Origin of the sequence: Sorangium sp. So ce128, from assembly GCF_051525245.1 — a bacterium.
GTDB classification, from domain to species: Bacteria; Myxococcota_A; Polyangia; order Polyangiales; family Polyangiaceae; genus Sorangium; species Sorangium cellulosum_B.
In genome coordinates, this window is record NZ_CP150313.1 from 5,324,497 (window position 1) to 5,339,969 (window position 15,473).

Consider the following 15,473-nt stretch of genomic DNA (forward strand, 5'->3'; position numbering starts at 1 on the left):
AACCTGAACGCTCGCGCGGCGCCGCGCGCCTGCCCCTCCCCGGCGCGCGTCGGCGCCCGCCTGCCCCTCCCCGCTACGGCTTCGGTATCCTCAACGTGCCGCTGACCATGGCGCTGCCGCTCACGACATAGACCAGGCTGAGCGGGTGGAACGCCCAGGGGCCGAGCGCGATGGACCCGAGCCAGAGCTGCTCGTGCACGCGCTCCTTGGCAAACAGCACCCCGAAGAGCAGCACGATGAGCAGGCTCGTGGGGATCGGCGTCCCCTCGTAGTAGCGCACCTTTCCTCGCTCGTCCGACAGCTCGGCCGCCGTCACGTTGTACCGCGCGAGGCGGCTGATCCCGCAGGCGACGAAGTAGACGAGGGCGGCGGCGTCCCACGGCCCGCGCAGGCCGAGCGCGTAGCCGAGCACCGCGGGCGCGACGCCGAACGAGACCACGTCGGCGAGGGAGTCGAGATCGGCCCCGAGCGGCGAGTGCTTGCGACGCCAGCGCGCGATCGTGCCGTCGAGGACGTCGCACGCCAGCGCGAACGGCAGGAGCCCGAACGCCACCCAGATATAGATGCGCTCTCGCTCGGCCACGTAGTTCAGGCAAAGCAGGATGCTCAGCGTGCCGCTCGCCGCGTTCGCCAGCGTGACGAAGTCGGCGAGCGCGAACGACCGGAGCATCGAGAAATGGGGCGGTCTCTCGGCAGGCATGGCGCTCGGGGTGCGCAGTGTCGCACGTCCGGTTCGATTGCCAACCATTCTGCGCGGCGCGCGTCGCCGTTCTCGGGGCGTCCTCGCGTCGCAGGGCGCCTCGGGCCGCGGCGCGCCCGGCGCCGGCGCCGTCTAGCCAGGTGGCACGTGCTTGTCCACTCCGCGGCGATCCGCGCACAAAACTTAGGACCGGGCCGCGCGCTGCCTAGCATCCGTCGGCGGATGCCCGGACTGTCACTTGTCGCCGACAACACCCGTTGCTCATCGGAGCCCGAGCGCACGTCGCTGCACGATGTGCTCGACTTCGTCCTGGAGGGGGCGCGCAACGCGTCTCCTCCGCTCGATGGAGCGGCGCTGCCGCTACGCGCCGAGGCCGAGGCGCTGCCGCTGCTCTGCGAGCTCGCCGAGGCCGCGGCGGAGCTCGCCTCCGGACGCCGCGCGCGCGCAGTCGTGCGCCTGTGCCTCGAGCCCGACCCCTGGGAGCTCGGGCTGGAGCGCGTGGGCCGCGACCTCCTCGTCACCGTCTTCCAGGGCGGGGACGTGCCCGAGGTCGCCCTGCACGAGCGGCGCTTCGACGGCGAAGCGCTCTGCGCGCGCCTCCTCGCGGCCATCGACCGGTTCGCCTCGCGCAGGGGCCCGGGCGCGCGCCGCGACGCCGCCTTCGCCGAGAACGACGCGGATCTCGGCGGGATCGGCGAGCAGCGGCTCCCGGCCGCGCGGCGGTGCCTCGCGGCCTCCCTGCCGTTCTCGCCCGACGAGGCGGGAGGAGAGCCCGCGATCGTGGGCGTCGAGCCGACCGGCGAGATCCCGATCGCCATCGCGGCCGAGGCGCTCCTGCGCACGTCGCAGGGCGCGGCGCTCACGCAGCCGGCCGTGCTCCGGGCCGACCTCTTCTCGCTCCTCTTCCGGGGCAAGATCCGCGTGCTCGTGGGCGAGGAGGCGCGGGAGCTGCCCGACGTCTTCGTCTTCCCGTTCGCCGAGCAGCTCGCGTCGCTGTCGCTCGAGTCGCTCGACGCGTGGGCGCGGCGCCAGCCCTACCACCGGCGGCTGACCGTCGGCGGCGCGATCCTCGGCGTCCGGCTGCACAGCGAGGGGGCGCTGTCGCTCACGCTCGGCGTGCCCCGCGTGGGCCGCGTCCCCTCCGCGGATCCCCGCGCGCCCGGCGCTGGCCGCGTACCCTCGTTCGCGGCCGCCGAGGAGCGGGCGCAGACCTGGACCTTCCCGGCCGTCGACGTGGCCGCGCTCGCCCAGGGCGTGGTCGCGTTCGGGCGTGCGCTCGCGCGCAGCCTTGTGCGCCGCGATCGCGGCCAGACGTCGAACCTGCGCCTGTTCGAGTTCCGGGCGCGCGTCCGCGAGCTCGCCGAGCGGCTCCGCGAGCTCACGCGCAACGAAGCGAAGATCAACGTGGCCCCGGAGACGTACCGCGCCTTCGCGGCGGCGGCGCGCCCGCAGGCCGCCGCCGAGGACACGTTCGGGCGGACGCGCCTGCGCTTCACGGCCCGGTGGATCGCGGCGATCCCGTCGATCGATCTCCGCGCCACGTTCCTCTGCGGCGACGTGCTGGTGGTGGGCTCGACGCGCGAGCTGACGTGCATCGATCGGCGGACTGGCGAGTGCCTGTGGCGCAAGCCTGCGCCGCGCGCGGTCTCGGTGATGACGCCGGTCGGCCTCGGGCGGCTCCTGCCCGACGGCACGCTGCAGCTGCACGATCTGTCGAGCGGCGAGGTCGCCTGGTCGACGCGGCTCTCGCCGCGCGTGGGCGCGAACGCCTCGGGCGCGGTGGTGAGCGCCCCCGGGCTGCCGCGGATGCTCATCGTGAGCGAGGGGACGCGCCACCTCGCGGCCGTGGACCTCTACTCCGGCGAGGTGCGCTGGCGCTACGCCGCGCGGCGCGGCGAGAACTTCCGGCTCCGCCGCGCGGGCAAGCTCGTCCTCGTGGGCAGCGGCGAGCCGGCCCTCGCGGCGCTCGACGTGCTGAGCGGCGAGGTCGTGTGGCGCTTCTGCGACCGGCTCCCGTTCGCGTCGCCGGTGGCGGTCGATCACGACGCGCTCTTCGCGCTGGCGGGCGACGGCGCCTTCGTCGGCCGCGGCGGGGCGCGGCTGCACCACCTCGACCCGTGGTCCGGCGAGGCGCGGTGGACGGTCGATCTGCCGAAGCACGTGGCGCCGGTCGGCGCGCCGCTGCTCGGGCCCGAGACGGTGTGCGTGGTGACCCACGGGCGGCGCGGCACGGGGCTCGTGGGGATCGATCGCCGCACCGGGGCGACGCGCTTCGACCTGACCGCGTGCGCGTCGACGGCCTCGTGCCTCATGGTGGACGATGTGGTCGTCGTGAACAGCGAGGCAGGCGAGATCGTCGGGGTCGGCGCGCACGACGGCGCGGTCCGGTACCGGCACGTCATCGCGGGCGGCGTCGAGGGCGACAGGCCGCGGCGCCTCGAGCCGGTGCTCCGCTCGGGCGCGCTGTTCGTGCCGCAGAGCGAGGTGCACGTCGTCCGGCCGCGCGACGGCGCGCTGCTCGGCAAGGTGCCGACGGACCTCATCCCGGATCTCCTGCGGGTGGACGAGCGGTGCGACGTCTACGTGGCCGAGGAGAGCGGCCACCTCGCGGCCTTCGCCGCGGCCCCGCGGCTCAGCCTCGTCCAGTAGCCGCGGCGGCGCGCGTCAGCGCGGCCGTCAGTAGCCGCGGCGGCGCGCGTCAGCGCGGCCGTCGCGCCGGCTTCCAGATGAGCTCGAGCGTCACCTGGGTGACGCCGTCCTCGATGAGCCCGATCCGCTCGGCGGCCCTGCGCGACAGATCGATGATCCTGCCGCGCTTGAACGGGCCGCGGTCGTTGATCCGCACGCGCACGCGGCGGCCGTCCCGGCGGACCACGTCGACCACGGCGCCGAAGGGCAGCGTCCGGTGCGCGGCCGTGAGCGCGCGCGGGTTGTAGCGCTCGCCGCTCGCGGTGCGGCGGCCGTTGAACTTGTCGGCGTAGTAGGTGGCGCGCCCGCCCTGGATCGGCGTCCCCTTCGCCGCGCTCCGCGCGCTCGCGGGCGCGATCGGCGTGGAGACGCTGTCGATGTCGTCCGGATCGTCGTCCTCGGCCTGGTGCCGCGGGGGCGCCGGCGGGGTGCTCGGCGCGACGCCGAGCGCGATCGGCGCGTCGGCTCCCGTGCGGGGCGCTGCAGGCTGGTGAGCGGAGCAGGCGGGGGTGCAAAAGAGGAGGAGGAAGGCGAGCGTCCTCGCCACGCCGCGGCGTCCACCGGGCGTCATCACGTCGCCTCGGGCGCGGCGCGATCGGCCGACGAGGGGTCGAGGTCGGCCGCGGGCGAGGTCACCGCGGCGACCAGGGCCAGGGCCGCGGGCTCGCCGCTCCCCGCCCCGTCCGCGGACGGCGCCGCCTGGGGCCTGGCCTTGGCCCGAACGAACCCGGCCAGCTCGCGGAACGGCACGCCGGTCGGGCAGATCCTCTCCTTCTCGGCGAGCACCTCCTCCGGCACGTGCGCGAGCGCGAGCGCCGCGGCGTCGAAGTCCGGCATGCTCCGCGACGACGCGAGCACCACGGTCATGAGGCCGCGGTAAGCCCCCCTGGAGGCCGCGATGCGCTCGGCCTCCCCGAGGTCGCAGCGCCCGCACGCGATGCAGCGGGAGAAGCGGGGCAGGGCCGCGCGCTCGGCGGGCGAGAGCGGCGGCAGGCCATCGGCGTCGTAGTTCTCGCGGAAGAGCGCGAGCCCGCTCGGACCGTCGTCGAAGAGACGGCGCACCGCGACCTTGAGGAGCGACCACGCGAGGACCGCGAGGGCCAGGGCACGACCGGAGAGCACGATCCGTCCATAACCCGAAACAGGCCCGCGCGCCGAGCCGATGCGCGCGGGGTCTCCAGAACGGCGCCGGGCGCGTGAACCCGCGTTAACAGCGCCTCGGGCACGCGCAGGTCCGCGACGACCCGCCGCCGCTGCGATGACCCCTGCGACGCGCGCTCGTCGCCCGAGCTCCGCGGCTCCGGAGATCGCGTGCCGCGTCGGCGCTCCGCGGAAGATCGCGCGACGACGGCCGCCGCCGGGCGAGGACGCCGCGCAGCGACGCGACGCCCCGCGCATCGGTCCTCGCTGGCATGTCGGGTGCACAGGAGCCAGGCATGCCCAACGACTTGCTTCTCGGCGACAACGGACGCGAAGACCTCGGCGAGCTCGCCGAAGGTGCGCTGGTGGAGGCGATGATCGCGGGGGACGAGCGCGCCTGGCGCGCCTTCCACGCCCGCTACGATCGGCTCGTCCACCGCTGCATCAGCGGCGTGATCGCCCGCTTCTCCGCTGTGGTCGCGCAGGACGACATCCGCGACATCCACGCCACGCTGCTCGTGCAGCTGCTCTCGAACGACATGCGCAAGCTGAGGACCTTCGACGCAGGCCGCGGGTCGCGGCTGAGCTCCTGGATCGGCACGCTCGCCGTCCACTGCGCGTACGACCATCTGCGCTCGAGGCGGCGCGCGCCGCGCTGTGCCCCGCTCGACGACGCGGCGGTCGAGCTCCCCTGCGAGCGCCCCTCGCCGCAGGAGCAGGCCGAGCGCCGCGAGCGCGCCGCGCTCGTCGGGCGGGTGCTCCACGCGTTCTCCAACAAGGACCGCGAGTTCGTCGCGCTCTACTTCGCCGAGGGCCTGCCCCCGGAGCAGATCGCGACGCGGATGGGGATCAGCGTGAAGACGGTGTACTCGAAGCGCCACAAGATCCAGAGCCGCCTGGAGGCGATGCTGTCCAGCGTCAGCCTCGCGGCGTGACGTTTCCCTCCCCCGAAGGGGGCTCGGCGGCCGTCGGCCCTGTGGTATGAGCCGAGGAGGATGGCTCGCCCGCCCCGCACCTCCTCCGCGCTCCCGCTCATCGCGGCCGCCGCCCCGCTGCTCGGCGCGTGCGGCGGCGGCGACGGAGATGCCCCCGCGATCCCCCTCGCCGACGAGCGCGGCGGCGGCGCGCGCGTCGCCGAGATCGTCGGTGACGCCGGGTGGCTCGACCCGGAGGACGAAGAGAGCCGGCGCTGCGCCGCGCCGCCCGCTCGCCGCGCCCACGTCACCGGCGCCACCCTCGTCGCCATCGACAGCTTCGACGAGACCGGCGAGGGCGCGCGCGGCAACCACTACGTGCAAGACAGCGCCGACAAGCCGGTCCCCTACTCGGGGATGACGGTCTTCCAGCCCGCGTTCGACCCCCCGGATCTGCGGCTCATCCCCGGCGACGTCGTCGACGTGCTCGGCGAGCTCACCGAGTTCCTCGGCCCCTCCGCCGGCCGCTTCGGCGGCTGCCGCACCTTGCCCGAGCTCGGCGGGACCATGAGCTTCCGCTTCGAGGACCGCCCCGCCGTCCCGATCCGCGTGCCCCTCGACGACCTGAGGGGCTACGCGTCGGCGCGCCCGTACATCGGCATGCTCGTGCGGGTCGAGGGCGTCAGGATCGCCGGCGACCCCTCGAACCGCGACGGCCGCTACGCCGCGTCGATCGACGTCGGGGCCGGCGTGCGCCCCGCCGACGTCCCGCGCCTCTCGAACGAGCTCTACGATCTCGAGCGCGAGGGGCCGCCGCTCGCGGACGGCGCCTCCTTCCGGTCCGTCACCGGCGTGCTCACCTACTTCTACGGCTTCAAGATCGCCCCGCGTTGCCCGGCCGATTTCCAGCTGGAAGGCGCGCCGCTGCCCTCCGACGACGCATGCGCTCCCTGAGGCCCGCGCTCCTCTCGCCGCTCGTCCTGCTCGCAGCCTGCCGCGGCGCGGCGCCCGGCGGCCCGCCGGCGCCGGGGCACGCCCTCGCCTCGACGCCCGAGGGCAGCGTCGGGCGCATCGAGGTGCGCCACCTCGACGCCCGGCCGCGGCTCGCGCTCGTCTCGCGCGACGGCGATCCCGCGCCCGCGCTCGTCGTCTCGGTCGCGACCGATCTCGGCTCGGTCGCGACGACGGCGCTCGCCAGCGTGGTCGAGGCGCGCCTGCTCGCCGCCGGCTTCGACGTGGACGCGCGCATCGACCGCAGCGCCTTCCGCGTGCGCCTGCTCGTCAGGGACGCGGCGCGCGTCACGCCGTTCCTGCGCGCGCTGTCGGCGGCGTTCGCGCAGCCCATCGCGGCGGGCAGCCCGGAGGTCGCCCGGGCCGCGGAGCGGACGCAGGCGCTCCGATCGAGCCCGCTCGACGCGCCGGAGCTCTCGCCGATCGCGGCCTGCACCGGCCAGCTGGGCCTCGCGGGCGCCGAGCCCGTGGTCGATCTGGCGACGCCCGCGGGCGCGCGCGAGCTCGAGGGGTGGCGCGCCGCGGCGCTGCACGCCGGGCGCACCTCGATCGCCGCCGTCGGCCCCGCCGCGTTCTGCGAGGAGGCGGCGCGCGCGGCGGAGGGCATCGACGCCTGGCCGGCGGGCGGCCCGCCCACGGACCCCTGGCCGGCGGCGGACACGGTCGGCGTGTACACGACGAACCAGCTCGGACGGCGCGCCGCCCGCGTGACCGTGGCCGCGCGCGTCGCGAGCCCCCAGGCGGCCGTCGCCGCGGCGGAGCGGCTCGGCGCGCCTGGGTCCCCGCTCCGCGCGCGCCTCTCGGCGCTCCCCTCCCCATTTCGCGCCGTCGAGGTGCTCGGGGTCGCCCGCCCGCGCGGCGGCTGCGTGAGCGTGACCATCGAGGCCGCCGATCTGCCCGCGGCCCCGCCCGTCGAGGCCTCGGCGGCGCTCGCGGCCGCGGTGGCGCGGCAGGAGATCCGCCGCGGCTTCTCGGCGCCGCCGAACCCCGACGTCGCCACGCGTCAGGTCCTCACCGCGCAGGACCCTCGCGACGCCGGCGCGCGCGCCGCGTGGTGGGCGCTCTCGGGGAGCGCCCCGGGCGCGCCGCCGGAGCGGTGGGCGACGGCGCTCGGCCTCCCTCCGAGCGCCGACCCGCCGAAGCCCGCGGCGCCGGGCGAGGCCGGCGCTCGGCGCTTCGAGGCCGAGCTCTCGCGCGCGCTGGCGCCGGGAGCCCAGCCCTCCCTGGAGCGGCGGGCGCTGGTCGAGCGCGGGCAAGGCGAGGTCTGGGTCCTGCTCGGGAGCCCGTGCGGCGTCGCCGAGGAGGGGCTGTACGACGCCGGCGCGACGGCGCTCGCCGCGCTCGCCGCCGTGCAGACCCGGCGGCGCGAGCTCGACGTCACGATCGAGCCGTGGGTCACGGCGGATGCCGTCGGCGTGATCGCGCACGCGCCGTTCCGCGACGAGCGCGAGACCCCGGCCGAGCTCGGGCGCCGCGTGGCGAACGCCGCCGCGCGCGCGGTCGCGGCGACCACGCTGGGCCCCGAGGCGCTCACGCTGGCGCGCGCCGCGGCGCTCCAGCACCTGGAGCACCTCTCCGGAGGGCGGGCCGCGGCGCTCGAGGCCTTCGCCTCCGCGATCGCGCCCGACCACCCGTCCTGGATCGAGCCGTTCGGCGTCTGGGACCGGGTGGCGAGCGGCGCGCTCGAGACCGTGCAGCTCCGCTGGCAGGCCCTCGCGACCGGCCCGCTCCGGCTCGCCGTCCTCGCGAACGCCGACGCTTCCCAGGCGGCCGCCGCGGCGGAGGCCGCCGAGCGCTGGCTCGCGCCGCGGCTCACCCCGCGCGGGTGCGGCTCACCGGACGGCGCGGTGGTGCCCCGGCTCGGTCACCACGACGCCCGCCTGCCGGCCGGGGCGGCCCTGTCGCAGGCCGTCGTCGGCGCGCGGCTCCCTGCGGCGCGCGAGGCCTCTCCCACGGCGCGCGAGCTCGCCGAGCTCACGGCCTTCGCCCTCAACGGCGAAGGCGGACTGCTCGCGGCCGCGCTCTCTCCCGCGGCGAGCACGGCGTCCCCGGCTCCAGCCAGCGCAGCGCCGACGAAGCGGCCGCTCGCGGCCCGCGCGAGCGCGCGCGTCCTCGGCGGGACACGCGCCGCGGCGCTCGCCGTCGAGATCAGGGCAGAGGCCGGCGAGCTGAGCGAGGCCTCGGCCCGCGCGAAGGAGCTCCTCGCCGGCCTGGCGCAGCGGGTGACCGACGCCGATCTCGGCCGCGCCGAGGCCCACCTCGCCCGGCGGGAGCGCGACGCGCTCGCGGAGCCCAGGCGCCGGCTCATCCACCTGTTCAACGGCCGCCCCTCCCGCGCGGCCGCTGCGAAAATCACGCTGGCCGCGTGGCGCGCCTTCCTGGCGGGCGCGCTCGGCGCGGACGCGATCGTGACCGTCGAGGCCCGGCCCGACTGATCACTCCCCGCCGTCGAAGTCGCCGGCGTCCTCGATCTCGGCCGGCCGCCCAGCGCGGGTCGGCTCGGGGCCCTCGTCCTCGGCGTCGCCGTCCGCGCCCGTGGCCTCTTCCTCGTCGACCTCGTCCTCGTCGTCGTCGTCGTCCGGCTGGGTCAGCACGGGGAGCCGGCGCTTGCCGACCGGACCCTCGTCGACGAAATCGCGCAGCGCCATCATGTCCTTCAGCGCCTCTAGCTTCGCGAGCGCCTTGACCTCGACCTGGCGGATCCGCTCGCGGGTCAGGTTCATGATCGCCCCGACGTCCTCGAGCGTCGTGCCGCCGCGATCCGCGACGTCGAGCGCGCACGTCTCGTTCATGTCCCAGACCTCGAGATCGGGGAAGTTCAGCTTGATGGCGCCCGTCCTGGCGGAGACGTCGAGATAGAGGTGGTGCTGGCACGAGACGTACGGGCACGGCCTCGGACCGTCGACGCACTCGGCGCGGGCCCGCGGCTTGTAGTAGTCGGTCTCGGGGTAGAGCATCCGGCCGATCTCGAGCTCGCGCTTGGTCATGCGCTTGACGCTGATCGTCCGCGCCCGGATCTCGCGCTTCCGCCGCGACCTGCGCTGCTCGCGCGTGATGGCGTTCCCCGACTCCGCGGGGTCGACCTGGAGCGCGAGCGCGCCCTCCACGACGGGCTCCGTTGAGCCCGCTGGGTCGCGATCGCCCTCCGCCGCATCCGCACCGTCCAGGCCGAAGATCTCGAGCTCGCTGTCAGACACCGTCGCCATGCGCTGCCTCCGTTTGGTAGCGTCTCCGCTCTCAAGCGCGCGCGTCTCTCCCCGTACGTCCGAGTCCCAGCTCGAACGCAGAGGGATCCGCTCCTTAAGCCCGACGTAAAGCCGGATGCCGTCCCTAAAAAATTGCGACGAAACGAGCCGATGCTCGTCCCGTCGATCGCATCAAACCCAGGCGGGGCCGCGCCCGCGGCCCCATGTACTTCACGACGACGAAAGCCCCGCGACTCGGCCCCTCAAGAGGAAGCCGCCTGTTTCGTGAGCCGCGCTTGCGCCATCAAGCGCTCTTCTATCAACGCCAGCTTGGCGACGAGCTCCCGCGCGAGCGACTCTGCGCTCGCGAGGTCCTGGGCTATCGCCCTGCCGCTCGTCTCGCTCCGCCTCTCCTTGGCGGCATCCCTGAGCGCATTGAAGACCTTGGCCATCGTGCGCTCGAGCTCCTCGATATCACCTCTCACGAACAGGAATTCACGCTGGATCTCTTCGATGGTGTAGTCCTGGGCCATCATCTCTTTGATGCGCTGGACCTGGCGGACTACCGTGGCCGGATACATCCCCTGCGAGCCCTGGTGCTTGCCCTTGCGCCCCACCCGCACGCTGCGCGGGAGCAAGCCGAGCTGCACATACTTCCGGAGCGTCGCCTCGCTGAACTTGATGCCATGAGCCGCGAACAGCTCGAGGATATCGCTCGATGTGATCCCCTGGGCGTGCTCCCGCTCGATGCGCTCAAGCACCTCCTCAGGGATCCTCTGCACCGGTCCTCCCATCGATTGCCGGAGGCCCTACCCAACCGACGCGGGCGACTCTATTCCACTGAATGGAATACAGTCAATTGACGCGACTACGATTATTGTGTGGCTGTCGCGAGACGCGGTGCTTTGCCGGGGTTCTTGACATACCTCGGACATTTTTCGTCCGTCGGAGCGACGCGTCGGCCCGCCCGGCACGACGCGGGTCGGGGGCCGTGAGGGGAAAAAAGCGACGCTCGGTGCAATGGGTGCGAGCAGGGGGGCGCCCGACACCCAGCGGGGCTCGTGGAGCGGCATGCCCCGTACCCTGACACACATCGGTCCTTTCAGACAAAAGGGCTGATAGTCTCGCCGCCACCATGGCCAAAGCCCTCGCCAGCGAGGGTCGGGGCTCGGCCTCTCCCGCCGCCCCCCGACCCGTCGAACGCGTCATCAGGGATGTCACCGCCCGGGGTGTCAGGATGCGGGTCCTGGTCGCCGGCGCGGGCAACGGCCCGGCGCTGCTGCTGATCCACAGCTTCCTCGTCAGCCACCTGGAGTTCGATGACGTGATCGACACGCTGGCCCAGCGGTTCCACGTCATCGCCCCGGACCTGCCGGGCTTCGGCGAGAGCGAGAAGCCGAGCCCGGCGCGGTACGCCTACGGTATCGAGACGTTCTCCGAGGCCGTGGCCGACCTCATCGCCGCCTTCGGCGTCGGCCGCGCGCACCTCGTCGGCCACGCGATGGGCGCCGCCGTCGCGATCACGCTGGCCGCCAACCACCCGGAGCTCGTGCAGCGGCTCGTCCTGGAGGACGCGCTCTGTTACCCGTTCCCGATGAGCTTCAAGATGAAGCTCCCGCTCCTGCCGGTCGTGGGCGGCATCGTCTTCAAGCAGCTCCACGGCCGCGGCACGTTCCGGTCGTACTTCCGCGACGACGTGTTCCGGGCGGACGCGGCCGTGCCGCTCTCGCGCGTCGACCGGCACTACGATCTCTTCAACGCCCCCTCGGCGCGCGAGAGCGCCCACGCGGTGATGCGCGCGGTGCTCGACGCGCGCCCCGTCGTCGCGCGCCTCACCCGGATCACGGCGCCGACCCTCGTCGTGTGGGGGCGCGACGATCGCATCTTCCCGGCGGCGAGCGCGCAGCGGCTCGCCCGCGAGATCTCCGGCGCGATGCTCGAGATCATGGACGCCGGGCACTCGCCCCACGAGGAGCGGCCGGGGGAGTTCGTCGCGCTCGTGACGCAGTTCCTCGAAGGGAAGCGGTGACGGCGACGGCGCGCTGGGCTCGGCTCTCGCGCGGCGCGGCGCGAGCGGCCGGGCGCGCTGGGCGCGCCGTCCTCGGCGAGGACGCGGCGCGGCGGTTCCTCGGGGACCGCTCGGCGCTGCTCGGCCTCGGGATCGTCGCGCTGCTCTCGCTGTTCGCCGCGGTGGGGCCGGCCGTCATCCCCCACGACCCGAACGCGAGCGACTTCACCCTGGCCCGCGACGCCTCCGGAGCGCCGCCCGGGCCGTCGGCCGCCCACTGGCTCGGGACGGACCCGCTCTTCCGCGACCTGCTCGCGCGCCTCGCGCACGGCGCGCGGCTCTCGCTCGCCGTCGCGCTCTCGTCCACGGCCCTCGCCACGGGGCTCGGCGCGCTCGTCGGCGTCACGGCCGGCATGGCCGCCGGCACGCGGGCGGACGCGCTCGACGGCGCGCTCATGCGGCTCGTCGACGTGATCCTCGCCCTGCCGTACCTCCTGTTCGTGACCGCGATCGGCGTCGCCGTGGGGCGCGCGGACGTGGGGACGATCCTGCTCGTGCTCGGCCTCACGGGGTGGACCGGGGCGGCGCGGGTCGTCCGGGCCAAGACCGCAGAGCTCGCGCAGCGCGATTTCGTGGCCTCGGCGCGCGCGCTCGGCGCGGGGCCGCTGCACATCGTCCGGCGGCACGTCCTGCCGAACGTGGGCGGGACGCTGCTCGCGCTCGCGACCATCAGCGCCGGGCAGATGATCCTCGCGGAGGCCGCCCTCGGCTACCTGGGCGTCGGCGCGCAGCCGCCGACCGCGACCTGGGGCCGCATGCTGCACGAGGCCGAGCCGTACCTCGGGGTAAGGCCGCTCCTTGTGGCCGCGCCGGGCTTCGCCATCGTGCTCGCCGTGCTCGGCTTCCACCGCGCGAGCGAGGGGCTCCGCGACGCGCTCGATCCAGCCGGCGCGGCGCTCCCGCGCGGCCGTCGCCTGCCGGTCGATCTGCTCGTCGCGGGCGCGGCGCTGCTCCTGCTCTCGGGCGGCTCGGCGGGCGGCGTCCGCGCGCCCCTCGGCGGCGAGCCGGCGCCCGGCGCGCCCGTGCGCGGCGGGACGCTGCGCCTCGCGACCACGGTCAACGCGCGCGCGCTCGATCCGGCGCTCGCCTACGACGAGCTCTCGAGCACCGTCGCGGAGCTCGTCTTCGCCCGCCTCGTCACGTGGGACCAGGGCGGCCGCATCACGCCCGATCTCGCGCGCGCGATCGAGGTGGAGCGCGGCGGGCGGACGTACGTCTTCACGCTGCGCGAGGGCGTGCGGTTCCACGACGGCGCGGAGCTCCGCGCCGCCGACGTGAAGCGCTCGATCGAGCGGACGCTCCACCCGAGGACGCCGAGCCCGGGCGCGAGCCAGTACGACATGATCGAGGGCTTCGCCGAGTACCACGCGGGCGCGGCGCCGCACCTCGCCGGCGTGCGGGTGCTCGGCGATCACGCCGTCGCGATCGATCTGCGCGCGCCGGACGCGACGTTCCTGCCCCTCATGACGCTCGCGTTCATGGCGCCGGTGTGCCCCTCGTCCGGGGCCGCGGTCGACGCGGCGAGCCCGCCGCCGCCGTGCGGCGCCGGCCCGTTCCGCGTCGCGCGGTGGGACCAGGACGGCGGCATCGGGCTCGCCCGCCACGAGGGGTACTTCCGCCCGGGCCTGCCGTACCTCGACGCCATCGCGTGGCAGACCGGCGTGCGCGCGACGACCCAGCGCTACAAGTTCGAGGAGGGCGAGCTCGACGTCCTGCGCGATCTGACCGCGATCGACGCGGCGGCCTACCGCGCCGCGCCCGGGTGGGAGGGGCAGAGGCGCTGGGTGACGCGGGACAGGACCAACGCCGTCTTCCTCAACACCGAGCTCGCGCCGTTCGATCAGCTCGCCGTCCGGCGCGCTGTCGCGTTCGCCCTCGACCCCGCCGTGCTGGAGAAGGTGCGCCCCGATCTGCTCGCGCTCGACCGGGTGCTGCCGCCGTCGATCCCGGGCCCCCCGCGCGACGCGCCGATGCGGCAGCACGACCTCCCGCGCGCGCTCGAGCAGATGGCCGCGGCCGGCTACCCGTACGACCCGGCGACCGGGAGGGGCGGCTACCCGGGCGTCATCGACTACATCGCGGTCCCGGACACGCTGGAGCAGGCGATCGGCGAGATCGTCCAGCAGCAGCTCGCCAGGATCGGCCTCCGCGTCCGCCTGCGGCTCGTCAGCTGGGCGACCTACCTCGCCGAGGCCTCGCGGCGCCGCGCCGTCCCCATGGGCTGGGTCGGATGGCAGGCCGATTTCCCCGACCCGGCGAGCGTCTTCGAGCCGACGCTCTCGACGCGCGCCATCCGCGACGAGGGCTCGCAGAACTACGCCTTCTTCAGCGACGAGGAGCTCGATCGCACGCTCGACGCCGCCCACGCCGAGCAGGATCGCGCGCGGCGCCTCGCGCTGTACGACCGCGCCGAGCGCATCGTCCGCGATCGCGCGCCGTGGGTGCCCACGTACACGGCGCGGCAGCTCGAGCTCTGGCACCCCTACGTGCGCGGCCACGAGGGCGCCGCAGCGCTCACGTCCCGCTTGCACGAGGTCTGGCTCGACCCGTCCGCGCGACCCGGGGCCGGCGGAGGGCCGCGCGCGGCCGCGCCACGAACCGCGACGCCGCTCCGCGCGCTGCTCGCGCGAGCGGCCCTCCCCCGATGAGCACCCCGCGCGCGCGCCGTGCCCTCACGCCCCGCCCGGGCCGCGCCTCCGCGGTGGGCTCCGCGCTCGTGCGCCTGCTCCGGCGCCTCGGCTGGGCCGCGATCGTCATCGCGGGGGTCACCGCGGTCTCGTTCGGGATAGCGTACCTCCTCCCGGGAGACGCCGCGCGGATGCTCGTCGGACCGCAGGCCTCGGCGGCGGACCTCGAGCGCGCGCGGGCCATCCACGGGCTCGATCGCCCGGTCCCCGTGCAGTTCGCGCGGTTCGTCCGGCGGCTCGTCCACCTCGGCCCCGCGGGGGGCGGCGACGGCGGAGCCCCTGGCGCCCACGCGGGCGCGCGCGCCGATCCGGAGCACCGCAGCTGCGCGGCGGGGCCGCTCGGCCTGCACGTCGACCTCGGCTACAGCTTCCATTACCGCAAGCCGGTCGTGGATCTGCTCGAGGCGAAGGTGCCGCGATCCGTCGAGCTCGCGCTGGCCGCCCTGCTGGTGCAGCTCCTGCTCGGCCTCTCGCTCGGGATCGTCGCCGCGGTCCGCCGCGGGACGGCCTGGGAGGACGCGGCGCTCGGCGCCACCCTGCTCGGCGCCAGCGCGCCGACCTTCGTGATCGGCCCCGCGCTCCAGTACGTGCTCGCCTACAAGCTCCGGCTCTTGCCGTACGACGGGTACGGCGCCACGGCGGCCGATCACCTGCGCTCCCTCGTCCTGCCGGCGCTGACGCTCGGCGTGTTCGGCAGCGCCCTCTACGCGCGCATCGTCCGCGAGGAGCTCCGGACGCTGCTCCGCCAGGACTTCATCCGCACCGCGCGGGCCAAGGGCGCCTCTCGCCTGCGCGCGCTCGTCGTCCATGCGCTGCGCAACGCGCTCTTGCCGCTCGCCACGCTCGCCGCGCTCGACCTCGGGGCGCTGGCGGGCGGCGCGATCGTCACGGAGAAGCTCTTCCGCTGGCCCGGCGTCGGGAGCATGGCGGTCGAGGCGCTCCAGAACCGGGACGGCCCGCTCATCGTCGGGACGGTGCTCTTCTCCGCGGCCGCCATCGTGCTCGCCACCGTGGCGCTCGATGTGGCGGCCCTGGCCCTCGATCCCCGGCTCAGGTCGCGGTCGCGCTGAGCGCGGACCG

General features: G+C 75.2%; 12 protein-coding genes. 7 read left to right on the forward strand and 5 right to left on the reverse strand.

The genetic code is table 11. The features are described 5' to 3' along the window. Positions 1 to 73 precede the first annotated feature (73 nt). The gene (locus tag WME82_RS20220; RefSeq protein ID WP_044965217.1) at positions 74 to 700 is read right to left on the reverse strand and encodes a CDP-alcohol phosphatidyltransferase family protein; all 627 of its coding nucleotides are present in this window, start codon (positions 698 to 700) and stop codon (positions 74 to 76) included. 222 nt (positions 701 to 922) lie between these two features. Between WME82_RS20220 and WME82_RS20225 the strand changes: the two genes are divergently transcribed. Then, entirely contained in the window at positions 923 to 3,349 is a 2,427-nt protein-coding gene (locus tag WME82_RS20225; RefSeq protein ID WP_437747137.1) for a PQQ-binding-like beta-propeller repeat protein, read from the forward strand. 49 nt (positions 3,350 to 3,398) lie between these two features. On the opposite strand, the gene WME82_RS20230 is transcribed toward WME82_RS20225, so the two are convergent. Then, positions 3,399 to 3,767, reverse strand: coding sequence for a septal ring lytic transglycosylase RlpA family protein (locus tag WME82_RS20230; RefSeq protein WP_437748003.1), 369 nt, complete (start codon positions 3,765 to 3,767; stop codon positions 3,399 to 3,401). Between the two features lie 191 nt (positions 3,768 to 3,958). Next, complete coding sequence (locus WME82_RS20235; RefSeq protein WP_438044163.1) at positions 3,959 to 4,510, reverse strand: hypothetical protein; 552 nt, start codon at positions 4,508 to 4,510, stop codon at positions 3,959 to 3,961. 314 nt (positions 4,511 to 4,824) lie between these two features. Here WME82_RS20235 and WME82_RS20240 point away from each other — a divergent pair, with 314 nt between their 5' ends. Genes WME82_RS20240 through WME82_RS20250 form a run of 3 tightly spaced genes read left to right on the forward strand, consistent with a single transcriptional unit; the run spans position 4,825 to position 8,888 of the window. Further along, a complete protein-coding gene (locus WME82_RS20240; protein WP_438044164.1) occupies positions 4,825 to 5,463 on the forward strand; it encodes an RNA polymerase sigma factor in 639 nt (212 codons plus the stop codon). 60 nt (positions 5,464 to 5,523) lie between these two features. Next, a complete protein-coding gene (locus WME82_RS20245; protein ID WP_437916846.1) occupies positions 5,524 to 6,396 on the forward strand; it encodes a hypothetical protein in 873 nt (290 codons plus the stop codon). Beyond that, on the forward strand, positions 6,384 to 8,888 hold the full coding sequence (locus tag WME82_RS20250) for a hypothetical protein (protein WP_438044165.1): 2,505 nt from the start codon (positions 6,384 to 6,386) through the stop codon (positions 8,886 to 8,888). Before WME82_RS20245 ends, WME82_RS20250 begins: the two co-directional genes overlap by 13 nt. On the opposite strand, the gene WME82_RS20255 is transcribed toward WME82_RS20250, so the two are convergent. Both WME82_RS20255 and WME82_RS20260 read right to left on the reverse strand, forming a co-directional pair. Next, positions 8,889 to 9,659 (reverse strand): sigma factor-like helix-turn-helix DNA-binding protein, encoded by a 771-nt coding sequence (locus WME82_RS20255; protein ID WP_438044166.1) that lies wholly within the window; start codon positions 9,657 to 9,659, stop codon positions 8,889 to 8,891. Between the two features lie 242 nt (positions 9,660 to 9,901). After that, positions 9,902 to 10,399 carry a MerR family transcriptional regulator gene (locus WME82_RS20260; RefSeq protein WP_437803275.1) on the reverse strand — a complete coding sequence of 166 codons (498 nt, stop codon included), beginning with the start codon at positions 10,397 to 10,399 and terminating at the stop codon, positions 9,902 to 9,904. 476 nt (positions 10,400 to 10,875) lie between these two features. On the opposite strand from WME82_RS20260, the gene WME82_RS20265 reads away from it, so the two are divergent. Genes WME82_RS20265 through WME82_RS20275 form a run of 3 tightly spaced genes read left to right on the forward strand, consistent with a single transcriptional unit; the run spans position 10,876 to position 15,463 of the window. After that, on the forward strand, positions 10,876 to 11,667 hold the full coding sequence (locus tag WME82_RS20265; protein WP_437553997.1) for an alpha/beta fold hydrolase: 792 nt from the start codon (positions 10,876 to 10,878) through the stop codon (positions 11,665 to 11,667). Next, entirely contained in the window at positions 11,664 to 14,354 is a 2,691-nt protein-coding gene (locus WME82_RS20270) for an ABC transporter substrate-binding protein (RefSeq protein ID WP_438044167.1), read from the forward strand. The genes WME82_RS20265 and WME82_RS20270 overlap by 4 nt, the downstream gene beginning before the upstream one ends. Then, positions 14,351 to 15,463 carry an ABC transporter permease gene (locus WME82_RS20275; protein ID WP_438044168.1) on the forward strand — a complete coding sequence of 371 codons (1,113 nt, stop codon included), beginning with the start codon at positions 14,351 to 14,353 and terminating at the stop codon, positions 15,461 to 15,463. Before WME82_RS20270 ends, WME82_RS20275 begins: the two co-directional genes overlap by 4 nt. The last annotated feature ends 10 nt before the right edge of the window (positions 15,464 to 15,473 follow it).